Raw genomic sequence first — 13,992 nt, 5'->3', positions numbered from 1 at the left:
TGTTAGCCAGTCTACATGTCTTGCCGTTCTTTGACAACCATTTCAGTATATCACAGTTCAACGTAGTTTCAACTTTTTTCACACATCATAAACCATAGCGACCGCTTCTAATTTTTGCAAATAATGCTGTACTTCTACGTCTACTTCCTGTACTTTACCGAATAATTCTTCAATAAACTGTTGGTAGCCAATTGCAATATCATCTGTAGCGAATGGTTGCCATTCTAAAGGATAAGTCATGATGGCATGTTTTACAATAATTTGTTTAGCCATCTCTAAAGCGGTAGGGTCTTGCATTAATGCTTGTTCAATCATCGCCATTACCGCTTTAAACTGTGGCATTGCTGTTGGCAATACTAGGGTTTCTGTCGCTACAGTTCGCGTCTGGTTAAACTTTGTAATTGTAACAGTCGTAGCAACACCTTGTTCAACGAGTAATAAGAGCGCCAAGCTTTGCACCATAGGATGAGCCTTAGGATCTTCGATTATTGCAACAATAGTATCTTTCCGCTTCATTATAGGTATGGTTTGCCACTCATACAACTGCGCGAGTTGTTTATCGATAGGTTGCGCAAAAAATGCCGTTGCGGTTACATCTGGTACTGCCATTTGTTTAGCGATTTTAGCATTTAAGCTGTGCAGTTGTCTAAAGTGCTCGTAGCGCTCTTTAGGCACCGCTTTATCGTCGATTAATGTCGTAATTAATTTTTCGACTTGCTGATAATTTTTCAATTGCATACTCGCTTTAATGTATAGCTCGACAACGTCCCAATAAGCTGCTGTTTTTTTAGCCATAATGATTTCACATAGCTCTTTTGCCTCTTCATACCGCTTTACTTCTACTAAGGCGAACGCGTACACCGCTAGTTCTTCTGTAGTTAAATTATTCATCGCATAAAGCTGATCAAATAGCTTCACCGCTTCTTGGTATTGATAATTTACCATGTATTCATTTGCTCGTTTCACTAATCCAGGAAACGCAATCACTTTTTGTTTCATCTTGCCACCTTCTTTACTTTAACGCCTCTGCTAATAAGCGCTGTCCTTTTAAGCGAGAAGCTTTGTCAGGATAGAACGTTAATGTTAGCACTTCCTCTACATTTGCAGCAAGCGCCATCTTTTTTAGGCGCTCTGCAACTTGTGCAGCACTTCCAACTAAAATACTGCCCGACATTTGCGCGAGTGTTAGCTGTTCGGCCTCGCTAAATTCATAGCCCTCAGCTTGCGTTAACGTAGGGAAAGGTACGCGGCTATCTCCCATAAAGATGCGTGCCCAATACATTTGAGCAGGTTTAGCGAGTCGCATCGCTTCTTGTTCTGTTTCTGCAACGATTACACCGATGGAAAACAGTGGATGCGGCACTTCATTCCACATTGAAGGGACGAATGTTTGGCGATAATGTTGCAAAATAGCTGTGACATTTTGCGGTGCCATATGCGCAGCAAACACGAAAGAAAGCCCTCGCGCTGCTGCATAGTTTACACCACCATTACTAGAACCTAACATAAAAATACGTGGCACTTCTGTAGAAGGCGAAAATTGAATACGCGCAAAAGGAGCATCTGCCGGAAAGTCACGTTTAAAATAATGGAGCAACTCATCAAGGTGTTCTGGAAAATCATAGCGATATACTGCCTCGCGTGTACGGCGTAAAGCTAACGCCGTTAAACCATCTGTTCCTGGCGCTCGACCTAGCCCCAAATCAATACGGTCATTATGTATACCTGCTAGTAGCGCGAAATCTTCCGCCACACGTAGCGGGCTATGATTAGGCAACATTACGCCACCTGCCCCTAGGCGAATTGTAGTCGTTTGCGCTGCAATATGTGCAATGAGTAAGGCTGGAGATGGGCAAACTAAGTTATGTGTATTATGGTGCTCGGTAAACCAATAACGATGATAGCCTAACTGCTCCGCTTGTTGTGCAAAGTCCACAGTATTTTCAATTGTTTGAGCTACGCTATCTCCTTGATACATCACTACCATATCAAGTAACGATATTTTCAAATTCATCATCTTTCACTCCATTCTACTTTTTTTGTCGTGCAATTCATGGCATAATAACTTAAGTATACCACGTACCGCTTTTAAGGAGGAATTATGATTTTACGACAAGATTTGCAACATTTCATGACTTTATCACCACACCAAGCCCAAAAATTGTTAACTGAACGACCCACTTTGCTAAATGAATTAGTAACCTTACTCGGTGACCCTGATCCCACGGTACGAGATGATCTCGTTTATCAACTATTTGTACAGTGGCTCACTACCGATACACTAAGTGACAGCCAACTTCATGACATAACAACCGCACTACGCGCTGCACTAACTACACATGATGGAGAAGATAGCGTCTTTATGCGTGCCTATGCAGCTCTCTTACTAGCAGATTTATTAGGGTTAGATGCGAAGCAACCTTTTCTAGAAGAAAAATGTGCGAAGCAAACGATTTTACATATTGCATCATTTTTGATGTACGAAACAGATACGCGTAATTTTGTGGAAGGAAAGGGCTTTGCTAACGCTATTCCATTTGGAGCTGATGCTACACTTGTGGCGGTTAACCATCCACAATTTGACCCCCAAGCGACACCGCAAATTTTACACGGCATTAAACATATCGTTAAGTTACCTGCTGTCTTTACACATGATGAAGATGAGCGGCTAGCTGCCATTATAGAGGCGCTTATTATTAAAGAAACACCTGAACCCCTACTTATCGAATGGGCAACGCAACTCTTTGATCAGCTTAATACTACATTAATGACAGATGGTTATAGCGAACGTTTTTTCAAACAGCGCACAAATACGCTACACCTTGTTAAAACACTTTATTTTTATATCAAAATACGCCGACTAGCGCCTCAACTAGAAGAAACATTATATCAGTTAATTGCGCAGTGGCATCGCTTAACCGTTTAACCAACCTAAAAAACCAGCTTCTCCTATTAAATGAACGGTACCATTTAATAAGAGCTATGCTGGTTTTTTGTATAACTTAAGCAAAACAATATGAGTAAAAGTTAAGCTTTATCAGAAATCCCTGCAGATTCAAACGTCGGTAGCTCCGTCAAAGCGGCAATAGCTGCACGTAAAACAGGGTAAGCTACCGCAGCACCTGTACCTTCGCCTAAACGCATACCTAACTGTAAAATAGGCTTTTTATCAAGTAGTGCTAACGCGACTTGGTGACCAGGTTCAGCTGATTGATGTCCTGCAATCATATAATTTTTAGTGCCTGGTGCTAACGCTTCTGCCACTAAAGCGGCAACTGTTGAAATAAAGCCGTCTAATAAAATCGGCGTGCGTCTTGTAGCCGCCGCTATCATAGCGCCTGCCATCCCTGCAATGTCAAAACCTCCGAGTTGCTGAAGCAATAAAAAAACATCGTCAGCCGTCGCATTTCTGCGATTGATTGCTTCACGCAGTGTCGCTCGCTTTTTATCTACTTGTTCATCGACTAAACCTGACCCAGGCCCTGCCACCTCACTAATATCTTTACCGCTAAGCATAGCTAAGATGGCGCTACTTGGCGATGTATTGCCAATACCGAGCTCACCTAAAATTAAGCAATCCACACCTGTATCAAGCAACGCATTTGCTTCTTCAAAACCCGCGGTTAACGCAGCATTTGCTTCTTGCGCTGTCATTGCATTTTCATTGTAAAAATTACGTGTACCTTGCGCACGAATTTTGCGATTAATGAGCCCTTCTTCATCCAAATCTGCATTAATCCCTAAGTCTACAATACGTAACTCTGCACCAATAAGACGGCAAAAAATACTCATCGTAGCTTGTTCACGTAAAAAGCTTGCTGCCATTTGTACGGTTACCGCGCTTGGGTAAGGCGATACACCTTGCTCAGTAATGCCGTGATCTGAGGCAAAGACGATAGCGCCCGGCTTATTAGCTGTAGGCATTTTTTTACCTGTCATTTTCCCTAGTTCAATCGCCATTTTTTCTAAGCGACCTAAACTCCCCCTAGGTTTTGTTAGAGAATCTAAATATACTGCTACTTGCTGCCCAGCTACTTCGTCTAAAGACGGAATTGTAACTGTTTGTAAAAAATGTTTTTTCATAGTAAAATGCTCCTTTTCTAACGCTTCAAACCTCTTTATTATAACAAAAAAGACCATCTATTAATAAGATGATCTTAAAAATGTACGCCTACTAATTTACCGATTAATAAAAAGGTAAAGCACCATATCACGGCACCTGTCGTAGCAAAAGCCATATACTTCATACGATTCATACCACTTGTACCTGCAATATAACTCGTAATATGACGAAATCCAGGAATGAAATAAGCAATATTAATCGTCCACATGCCATAACGATTAAACCATGTTTCTACTTTATGAATGCGCTTCGGTGTGAGCTTTACCCACTTCCCGTATTTTAATAAAAAAGGTTGTCCAATTTTACTGCCAATAGTATAACTCACAAACATACCTGTAATAGAACCACAAACACTTATCAAGAGGGCAAGTCCATAATTCATTACATGCGTAGAGGTTAAATAGCCGACAAATGTCATCAATACTTCATCTGGTACAGGTAAACCGATAATGCCAAGCGCTAATATGCCGTAAAGTGCAAAATAGCCATAATTAATAATGAGCGACTCTACTGTTGCCATATAATTATCCTCCTGTCGCATTACAGTATAATAATTTATCATATTACACCTTTTTCCCACAAGAAAAAAGTAGCCACTTAGTGACTACTTTAAACCTGTATAGAAAATAATAATAATAGCAATTGGCGATACAATACGAATTAACACAAGCCATAAATAATACATAAATGGTGATGTATTAAGCTCTGCTTTAGAAACTTTTGTACTGTAATAATAGCCGGCAAATAAAGAAATAAATAACGCACCGAGCGGCATTCCAATATTATTCGTTAAAAAGTCGACAGCATCAAAGATAGAGCGGCCAAAAATTGTACGATCCGATAGTACACCAAATGATAGCGCACTAGGAATACCGATAATAAAAATTAAAATACCTACAAGCCAAGACGTACGCACACGCTTTTTACGATTATCTCCTACCGCTACAGATACAACCATCTCTAACAATGAAATGGAAGAAGTAATTGTTGCGAATAATAACAAAATAAAGAAAATTAATAAAAATAAACCACCGAATGGTACTTGTTCAAAAACAGCCGGCAAAATAACGAATACTAACCCTGGTCCTTGATCAGGCTCAAAGCCTAGAGCAAATACTGCAGGGAAAATTACTAGTCCTGCTAAAATTGAAATGAAAATATTCATTAACGCTACGTTTATACCTGTTCCGCCAATATTCTCACTTTTGCCTAAATAAGAAGCATACGTAATCATAATTGAAATACCTACACTTAAGGTGAAAAACGCTTGTCCTAGTGCTAGCAATAACGTTTCGCCTGTAAACAACGACCAGTCAGGTACAAACATAAAACGTACACCTTCCATAGCACCTTCTAATGTAAGCGAGCGAACAACGAGTACTAAAAAGAAAATAAAAAGAAGCGGCATAATAATTTTACTAGCTTTTTCAATACCACTTTTAATACCTGCTTGTACAATTAAAATAGTTAATAAAATAAATGCACCTTGCGCCATAACGACTTCAATCGGGTTTTCAATTACTTTAGTAAATAACTCTGCATACGTGCTACCATCTGTCGGCTTTACAGCAAATATTGCAGCTCTTGCTAGGTAGCTTAAAATCCAACCACCTACTACACTGTAAAATGATAAAATTAGCGCTGAAATTACCATACCTAGGTAGCCAACTAAATACCACGGTTTACCTGGTGCTTGCGTTTTAAAAGATGTTACCGCATCTGCTTGACCACGGCGACCAATCATAAACTCTGCAATAAGTACAGGTAAACTAATTAAGAAAATACATAAAATAAATAGCAAAATAAATACGCTACCGCCGTTACTGCCCGCCATATACGGGAACTTCCAAATAGCGCCTAAACCAACTGCACTACCTGCCGCAGCTAACATAAAGCCTATCTTGGTGGAAAATTGATCTCTAGATGACAAACTCCTCTACTCCTTCTTAAAAACATATTTGTACATTATCGCTTTGTTTACACAAGAAAACAACCCTAAATGCAGGATTTAAGCGAATTTACCGTTAATTGTCTGAATTTTGACACTAAAAATGAAATATCTGCTTGTTTGACAAAAATTTTACGCTTCGTTATAATTGCCCTAACTTTTAAAAGAAACGGGGTGTCGGGTGGACAATGATTAACTAATCTATGGCTTTTAATCGGAAACGAATATTTTTTCGCTTTCACAACCATAGGATTAGTCTGTTCATTTTCCATTCGCACATTATTTGTGTGCTTTTTAGACATGACTGATCCTTCTAAACTACGGTTTAGGAGGATTTTTTGTTTTCCTAAACATCAAAGGAGCACGAGTTTATGCAGATTACTGTAAAACATCAATTATTTTCATCAGCCACTTTAACAATCGAAACAGGTGCTATCATTGGCATTACAGGGCGTAATGGCGCGGGTAAATCCACACTGTTGCACCTAATTCATGAGCAAGTTGCAAGTACTCTTGTAGCACAAGATAGCGAAACACTCGCTGTCGACTTCACTCCTAATGTTAGCGCAGCGCTTAGCAATTGGCAGCTACCTAAACGTAGCTATGACACTTTAAGCGGTGGCGAACGAGTAAAGATGCGCCTCGCTCAGGCCTTTGCCTCTTCTCGGTCTTTATTGCTACTTGATGAGCCTACCAATCATTTAGATAGCGCGAGTGTCGCGCAATTAATCGCACAAATTAAGGCGAGCAAACAAACTTTTATTATTGTGTCCCATGACCGTTACTTTTTAGATAGCGTTGTGGACATGATTTGGGCCATTGATCACGGCACAATTACAGCGGTCGATGGCGATTATAGTCATTATACGGCTTGGCGCGAAAACCAGCGTGCGCTTCAAGCACAGCACTATGCTACACAGCAAAAACAAATTGCACGCGTGGAACAACAACTTAGTGAACTTAATGATTGGTCAGCTAACATGCATAAAGAATCTACTGCTAAGCACCATCCAAAAGCAATGGGTGCAAAGGAATACTACCGTGCTATCGCTAAACGTGCGGATAAACAAGTGAAATCTAAACGTAAAAAGCTAGAGCGCCACTTAGCAGTTAATCGCGTTGAAGCTGTTAAAAAGGACACACCCATTCACTTTGCACTCAATACAGCTAAGCCAATCGGTAAACGCATTGTTGCGCTACAAGACTTTTCCTTAGACTGCTTACAACACTGCCATTTAATTGTGACACGGGGCGAAAAACTACACATTAAAGGAGCAAATGGTGCAGGTAAATCAACATTACTCCGCGCAATTTATCAACACGCACCTGGTATTTTTGTATCTGAAGCGGCGTCTATTGGGTACTTATCACAATCTGTTTATGACTTACCTTTGGACTTGACGCTCGCACACTATTTTAATTATGACAACAGCGAACAAGAAGGGCTTATCCGTACACAACTTGCTCTCCTTGGCTTTACTCCAAAGCACTGGCATATGATGATTGGTGATTTGAGTATGGGTGAACGTATTAAAGTGAAAATTGCTGCTTTTATTTTTGAAGAGCGCGACGTACTATTGCTAGACGAGCCTACTAATCACCTTGACTTGCCATCGCGTGAACAACTCGAAGCAACTTTAGCAAACTACGAGGGCACGATTATTTTTGTATCTCACGACCGCTATTTCAGTGAAAAAATCGCAACACGTCAAGTCACTATTGAAGAGGGCACGATTCATTTACCTAAAACAGCACCTACTGATGATATACTGGCACTCGAAACTGAGCGTCAGGCCGTCCTAGGTAAACTAAGTTTTGCTAAACCTTCAAGTGACGAATACCACAAGTTGGATAGACAGTTTACTGCTTTAACTACACGGATTAATGCGCTTAAATAATTTCCACCTACAGTAGACATTAAAATGATAGCTGTCACAATTTATTCGCAAATAAAAATAAAACAGCAATAATAATTGCGTAAAATCAACAGTTATTGCATAATAAACAAATGAATATTTTTTAGGAGTTGTTTTTAAATGTCTACACCGAAAGTACAATCATTTTTATCAACACGCAAAGAACAATTAAAAAATCATGGTCGCTTACTTATTAAATGCCAAGACCAACCAGGGATTGTTTCAGAGCTTTCAAACTTTTTACATCAACATAACGCCAATATTACTGAATCTAATCAATACTCAAGTAATCCTGAGGGCGGCATGTTTTATATGCGCATCGAATACTATGCAGAAGACCTGCCATTAAAAGCGCGCTTTATGGAACAGGAATTTAAAAAAATCGCTGCAGCCTACTCAATGGCGTACCGCTTCGCTTACGGCAACGAGCTAAAGCGCGCAGCTATCTATGTATCAAAAGAGTTGTACTGCTTAAACGAATTATTATGGGAGTGGCAAAACGGGGAACTACCAATGGATGTAGCTGTTGTCATTAGTAATCATGAGGATGCACGCGAAATGGTAGAAGCCTTAGGCATCCCATTCCATTACATTCCAGCAAATAAAGATATCCGTGCACAAGTCGAAGCAGAGCAAATCCGCTTAATGCACGCATATAATATTGATTTATTAGTTTTGGCACGTTACATGCAAATTTTAACACCTAATTTTATTGACCATTTTGAAAGTCGCATTATTAATATTCACCACTCTTTTCTACCCGCTTTTATCGGCGCACGTCCCTATGAGCGCGCGTTTGAACGTGGCGTAAAATTAATCGGTGCTACTTCACACTATGTAACAAACGACTTAGACGAAGGCCCAATCATTGAACAAGATATTGAGCGCGTTGACCACCGTGAAGACGTAGCCTCACTTAAAAAAATTGGTCGCCAAATTGAACGTCGTGTTTTAGCACGCGCGGTTAAATGGCATTTAGAAGACCGCATTATTGTACAAGGTAATAAAACTGTAGTCTTTCACTAAAAAAACGCACGCTATCAAACTTTATAAATTTGATAGCGTGCGTTTCTCTTATAGCTACTCATTTAACAAAGTAGACGTTTTCTTTGGGGTAGGACGCAAAAAATCTTGTAGCGCCTTTTTATTTTCTTCAAAATCGATTTCTAATACTTGGCCAGCTGCGTCATAATAGCCGTCTGTATACGTATCGTCTAGTGGGATACGTAAAGTTTCGACTTCACCAAAATTATTAAGCGCAAGTCCCGTGCCCATACCAAGCATTGTTTTCATATCTACATTCGTTGCGACATACGCATCTAATGTCCCTAAAATTTTAGGTAAGCTCGTTACTGTATTAACACTTACCGCTTGTTCTTTAATTTTAGAAATTACCTCTTGTTGGCGAGCAACACGCCCAAAGTCACTCATCGCGTCATGACGAAATCTTACATAACCTAACGCTTCATTCCCATGTAACACTTGCTTACCTGGTTCTAACACCATACCAATGCCATGCGACATCTCATAAGGGATATCGACTTCAATACCATTCGGTGCTAATAAGTCGACCACTTGAGGAAAGGCCTTAAAGTCAACAATCGCATAATAGTTAAGTGGTACATCGAAATTTTCTTCGATTGTTTTACGTACTAAATCTGGTCCACCGAGCGCATACGCTGCATTAATTTTATAATAACCATACTCCGGAATATTAATATACGTATCTCGCATAATTGACGCTATTTTTAATGTTTTTTGTTTACTGTTATATTGACCGATCATCAAAGTGTCTGATAGTTCATGATCATCACGCGCATCACTACCTATCATCAATACATTAATAACACCTTCTAGCGGCTTCGTACCTTCAAACGTAATATCATTTTCATCTAGAGGATCAATATGTTCTCTTTGGTCGTCAAACGCTTTACTATACGTCTGCTTAAAATAGATTACACCTGCAATTGCGCCCATTAATAATAGCGCTATAATAGCTAAAATGGCTTTTTTCATTTTTTTCCCTCTCATCATTATAATGCTACAACGTTACCATAGACGTTCTGTTACGGGATTAGGTTGCACTTTATTCCCTACATTAATGTACGCTGATTATCCTTTATCGTCAATCGCTTTATATTCCTGCTAGCTCTTTCACTATTATCGTTTGTCTAACGCGCAAACTTTACCGGTGTAAAATCGACTTATTTTCTTCTCTTACCCCAAAATAATCTTCTCGTATATACTAGCCGTTTTACGACGAACTATTATGTAACAATAATAAAAAGCTGTACCATCCTTAGAGGAAGATACAGCTTCATTGTTCCTTTATTCCATTGCTTCTAAACGTTTATTACCTAAAAATGTTACCATGTATTTTGCAGGCTCTTTTTCAAATAAGAAATCATTTTCCGCTAACTCCCGCACGCTACTACGCACCTTAAATAAAGGCAAACTTGCTTCTTTTGCAATGTCTTCTACGGTCTTAGCTTCAGTACGAATTACTGTTAATAATTTACGGGCGCTTTCTGTTAACGCACCTGTTTCATTTACGCATGCCATTATTTTAATTCCTTTGTGCAGAAGTAAAAGTCTTTACATTCTAAGCTCTCATCATTCATACGCTCAGCTGCACCTTCTTGTGTTGCTGAAGGTGGCACGATTACACGGTCACCTTTTTTCCAGTCTGCTGGTGTTGCTACACCGTGCTCATCTGTCGTTTGTAACGCTGTAATTAGACGTAAAATTTCATCCATATTACGGCCTGTAGAAAGCGGGTAGTAAATAATAGCGCGTACCACTTGTTCTGGGTCCATAACAAATACTGCACGCGAAGCTTCTGTTGAGCTTTCTTCCGGCATAATCATACCAAACTTACCTGCTACGTCCATCGATAAATCAGCGATGACTGGGAATTCAATTTTTACGCCCCAGTTTTGTTCAATATTGCGAACCCAAGCGATGTGTGAATGTACACTATCGATTGATAAACCTAATAACTCTGTATTCATCTCACGTAGCTGTGGATAAATATTTTGGAAGCCAATAAATTCTGTTGTACAAACGGGTGTGAAATCTGCTGGGTGTGAGAATAATACTAACCAAGAACCTTTATAATCTTCTAATTTTAATTTACCATGTGTTGTTACAGCCTCAAATTGCGGTGCTTTCGAACCGATGCGTGGTAATGATTTAACTTCTGGTTGTGTGATTTGTTCTGTCATATGAATAACGACTCCTTCTTTTAACATAATAGTGTTGTGTTGATCAACTACTATCACTATACCCCTTATCGTATGCTTTGTAAAAAGATATGCTCACATCAATTTCTCAACTAAGACCATTATTCTCATTTACATCATTTTAAACCCTTATATATCATTGATATGTTGTAAGAAGCTTTGCATTGTAACCGTTATAAAAGTGTCTTTACGATAAATAAAAACCGTCCTATTACTCGCATATGCTTCAGGCAGTTCATGGCAGTAAACACTACCTTGCACTACCATACGTCTTACGGTATCTTCTGGAACGACAGTAACACCTAACCCCAAGGCTACACTTTGTAAAATCGTTTCAATAATATTAAATTCCATAATTCGTTTAGGCTCGATACCTAACTCCTTCAACCATAAAGCGAGTTTAGCTCGATAGCCGCACCCCTCGTTTGATACTAAAATGGGTGTCTTGCTAAAATCCGCTACATCAAACTTGGGAGAGGCGCTGACAAGCACTAATTTTTCCTCTGCAATAAGTTGTTTTGATAGCAAAGTATGTTTAATCGGTCCTGATACAAAAGCGCCGTCTAATTCGTGGTCCATTACTTTTTGAACAAGTGCCTCTGTCACATCCGCTTGGAGCGACACATCTACATTAGGATACTGCTCATAGTACGTGGCTAAAATTTGTGGGAGCTTACTAACAATTTCCACAGTACCTAGCTTCAGCGTACCAGACGGCGTATCTTGATCTAAAAATACATGCTTCAGCTCAGCTACTTCATTTAAAATCGTAGTAACATAACCTAACATTTTACGCCCTTCACTATTTAACGTCATGCCTCGTTGATGGCGATAAAATAACGTTGTTCCAAACTTCTCTTCTAACTGTTTAATGTGCATCGTAATATTTGATTGCACATAGTTAAGCTCTCTAGCAGCCGCACTTACGCTTCCTAAACGCGCTACCGTTTGAAAAATCGTTAAGCTTTTTAATTCCACTACCTCACCTCTTAGTATCATTTTTAATGATATTAAGCATCTCTTTCAATCATTTTACGAGATACCCTGCATTCTTTATACTAGGATTTACATAAACATGCAAGGAGGATATCCATGAAACAACTTATTATAGGCGCTCTCGCTTGTCTCATTGCAGCGATGTCCTGGGGAGCAATGTTCCCGGTAGCTGATCACGCCTTAACCTATATCGACCCTTTTTACTTTTCTACCATTCGTTACGGTAGTGTCACGATTTTATTACTCATTTTGCTAGCTTTTAAAGAAGGTATCCAAGCTTTTCGCTTTGAAGGTAAAACTAAACACTTATTATTTTTCGGGGTGATGGCTTTCACGGTATATAATATCTTGATTTTTTTAGGTCAAATGTTAATGGGGCAAGATGGCGTTATGGTGGCTTCTATTATGGAAACAATTATGCCTGTTATTACAGCATTACTCGCTTGGCTTATTTATAAAAATCGCCCTAAAAATTATATGCTCATTAGTATGGCTATCGCCTTTTTGGGGGCTAGTCTTGTTATTACTAAAGGTGACTTTACATTTTTCTCTACTTTGCGAACGAATAGTATACCGCTTCTTTTCATTTTCATCGGTGTTACAGGATGGGTCATTTACACGATGGGTGGCCAATACTTTAAAGGATGGTCTACTTTACGCTACTCTGCACTTACTTGTGCGGTAGGTACTGGTGTTACAACGATTATGACATGCGCCTTGACGCTACAAGGTAGCATTGCCGTTCCAACGATAGCTACCTTACAAATCATTAAATATGACATGTTATTTATGATTCTTTTGCCAGGGCTTATCGCATTACTCGCTTGGAATTATGGTATTAAAATTTTAACGTCATTGAATGGTATTTTATTTATTAATGCCGTACCACTAACAACTTTAGCTATTATGCTGTTACAAGGTTATAAAATTACAGCTTATGATATCGCAGGTACTCTACTGGTAATTGGAGCGCTAGTCGGCAATAACCTTTATCAACGCCATGAGCGCCACCTTAAAATGCGACTAAAACACGAGGTCCCCATTTTATAGCCAAACAAAAAAAGGTCTGAAACCACTGTGGATTTCAGACCTTTTAATTACTAGCACTACGTAATGTTGTTAATCATCTTGTTTCGCTAATTCTTTTTTAATCATCTCTTCTACTTGTGCTTTCGGACGAATGTGTAAGCCGAGCTCTAATCGTTCTTCCATTAATGATTTATAAAGCGCTACAATCATTAATAAAATAATCATAGAAAACGGAAAAGCTACAATAATTGCCGCGTTTTGGAGAGCCGCTAAGCCACCTGAGAATAACAGGCTACTCGCAATTGCTGCTTGTAATACACCCCAAATTAATTTAATACGGAAATCAGGATTTAATGAGCCATTTGTCGTTTGCATGCCTAATACAAAAGTTGCTGAATCGGCAGATGTAATAAAGAAGATAGCTACTACAACCATTGCGACAACTGATAGCATTGCACCCATTGGTAAATGTTCAAATACACCAAACAGCACTTGCTCTGTCGGTAAATCAATTAAATTAGGCGCCTTCGTGTTAAACACTTCCATCGCTGTCATGCCGAATGTCGCAAACCAAAATATACTTACTACTGTTGGCAATAAAATAACACCCAGTGAACTACCCACCACTTAACTTCGTTTGAAGTGGGGGCTTCTCGCTTCCACGAACATCGCTTGCAAGCAAGTCTTATGTGTTCTCCACGAGCGTGAATTCGGGGCATTCCAACCCTACTGATACGC

At 39.4% G+C, this 13,992-nt stretch carries 13 protein-coding genes and 1 pseudogene; 4 read left to right on the top strand and 10 right to left on the bottom strand.

The genetic code is table 11. The features are described from left to right. Positions 1 to 78 precede the first annotated feature (78 nt). Positions 79 to 999 (bottom strand): hypothetical protein, encoded by a 921-nt coding sequence (locus DDE80_RS05905; protein WP_108306750.1) that lies wholly within the window; start codon positions 997 to 999, stop codon positions 79 to 81. Between the two features lie 13 nt (positions 1,000 to 1,012). Beyond that, entirely contained in the window at positions 1,013 to 2,014 is a 1,002-nt protein-coding gene (locus DDE80_RS05900) for an LLM class flavin-dependent oxidoreductase (protein WP_161952276.1), read from the bottom strand. A gap of 87 nt (positions 2,015 to 2,101) precedes the next feature. Here DDE80_RS05900 and DDE80_RS05895 point away from each other — a divergent pair, with 87 nt between their 5' ends. After that, positions 2,102 to 2,926: a DUF2785 domain-containing protein gene (locus DDE80_RS05895; RefSeq protein WP_108306748.1), complete on the top strand. Its 825-nt coding sequence runs from the start codon at positions 2,102 to 2,104 to the stop codon at positions 2,924 to 2,926. A 101-nt stretch (positions 2,927 to 3,027) separates the two neighbouring features. On the opposite strand, the gene cobT is transcribed toward DDE80_RS05895, so the two are convergent. From cobT to DDE80_RS05880, 3 genes are all read right to left on the bottom strand, one after another. Then, positions 3,028 to 4,083, bottom strand: a complete 1,056-nt coding sequence (cobT, locus tag DDE80_RS05890; RefSeq protein ID WP_108306747.1) for a nicotinate-nucleotide--dimethylbenzimidazole phosphoribosyltransferase — start codon at positions 4,081 to 4,083, stop codon at positions 3,028 to 3,030. 74 nt (positions 4,084 to 4,157) lie between these two features. Continuing rightward, on the bottom strand, positions 4,158 to 4,643 hold the full coding sequence (locus DDE80_RS05885) for a DedA family protein (RefSeq protein ID WP_108306746.1): 486 nt from the start codon (positions 4,641 to 4,643) through the stop codon (positions 4,158 to 4,160). 84 nt (positions 4,644 to 4,727) lie between these two features. Then, on the bottom strand, positions 4,728 to 6,053 hold the full coding sequence (locus tag DDE80_RS05880) for a sodium-dependent transporter (protein ID WP_108306745.1): 1,326 nt from the start codon (positions 6,051 to 6,053) through the stop codon (positions 4,728 to 4,730). Between the two features lie 389 nt (positions 6,054 to 6,442). On the opposite strand from DDE80_RS05880, the gene abc-f reads away from it, so the two are divergent. Both abc-f and purU read left to right on the top strand, forming a co-directional pair. Further along, entirely contained in the window at positions 6,443 to 7,969 is a 1,527-nt protein-coding gene (gene abc-f, locus DDE80_RS05870; RefSeq protein ID WP_108306743.1) for a ribosomal protection-like ABC-F family protein, read from the top strand. 138 nt (positions 7,970 to 8,107) lie between these two features. Next, positions 8,108 to 9,013, top strand: coding sequence for a formyltetrahydrofolate deformylase (gene purU / locus DDE80_RS05865; protein WP_108306742.1), 906 nt, complete (start codon positions 8,108 to 8,110; stop codon positions 9,011 to 9,013). A gap of 54 nt (positions 9,014 to 9,067) precedes the next feature. Here the strand turns inward: purU and DDE80_RS05860 are convergent, their stop codons facing one another. The 4 genes from DDE80_RS05860 to DDE80_RS05845 form a co-directional block, all read right to left on the bottom strand. Then, positions 9,068 to 10,003 carry an LCP family protein gene (locus DDE80_RS05860; RefSeq protein WP_235612287.1) on the bottom strand — a complete coding sequence of 312 codons (936 nt, stop codon included), beginning with the start codon at positions 10,001 to 10,003 and terminating at the stop codon, positions 9,068 to 9,070. 312 nt (positions 10,004 to 10,315) lie between these two features. Continuing rightward, on the bottom strand, positions 10,316 to 10,549 hold the full coding sequence (locus tag DDE80_RS05855; RefSeq protein ID WP_108306741.1) for a hypothetical protein: 234 nt from the start codon (positions 10,547 to 10,549) through the stop codon (positions 10,316 to 10,318). Further along, on the bottom strand, positions 10,549 to 11,211 hold the full coding sequence (locus DDE80_RS05850) for a peroxiredoxin (RefSeq protein WP_108306740.1): 663 nt from the start codon (positions 11,209 to 11,211) through the stop codon (positions 10,549 to 10,551). Before DDE80_RS05850 ends, DDE80_RS05855 begins: the two co-directional genes overlap by 1 nt. 147 nt (positions 11,212 to 11,358) lie before the next feature. Next, on the bottom strand, positions 11,359 to 12,207 hold the full coding sequence (locus DDE80_RS05845; protein ID WP_108306739.1) for a LysR family transcriptional regulator: 849 nt from the start codon (positions 12,205 to 12,207) through the stop codon (positions 11,359 to 11,361). Between the two features lie 108 nt (positions 12,208 to 12,315). On the opposite strand from DDE80_RS05845, the gene DDE80_RS05840 reads away from it, so the two are divergent. Continuing rightward, positions 12,316 to 13,275 carry a DMT family transporter gene (locus tag DDE80_RS05840; RefSeq protein ID WP_153060875.1) on the top strand — a complete coding sequence of 320 codons (960 nt, stop codon included), beginning with the start codon at positions 12,316 to 12,318 and terminating at the stop codon, positions 13,273 to 13,275. A 69-nt stretch (positions 13,276 to 13,344) separates the two neighbouring features. Here DDE80_RS05840 and DDE80_RS05835 read toward each other — a convergent pair. Next, positions 13,345 to 13,866 (bottom strand): annotated as a pseudogene (locus DDE80_RS05835) (BCCT family transporter); the annotation flags it as partial. Positions 13,867 to 13,992: the final 126 nt, after the last annotated feature.

The organism is Metalysinibacillus jejuensis, assembly GCF_003057615.1.
Lineage (GTDB): Bacteria > Bacillota > Bacilli > Bacillales_A > Planococcaceae > Metalysinibacillus > Metalysinibacillus jejuensis.
Note: the sequence above shows the minus strand (reverse complement) of the source record. Positions and strands in the feature narration are given on the sequence as shown.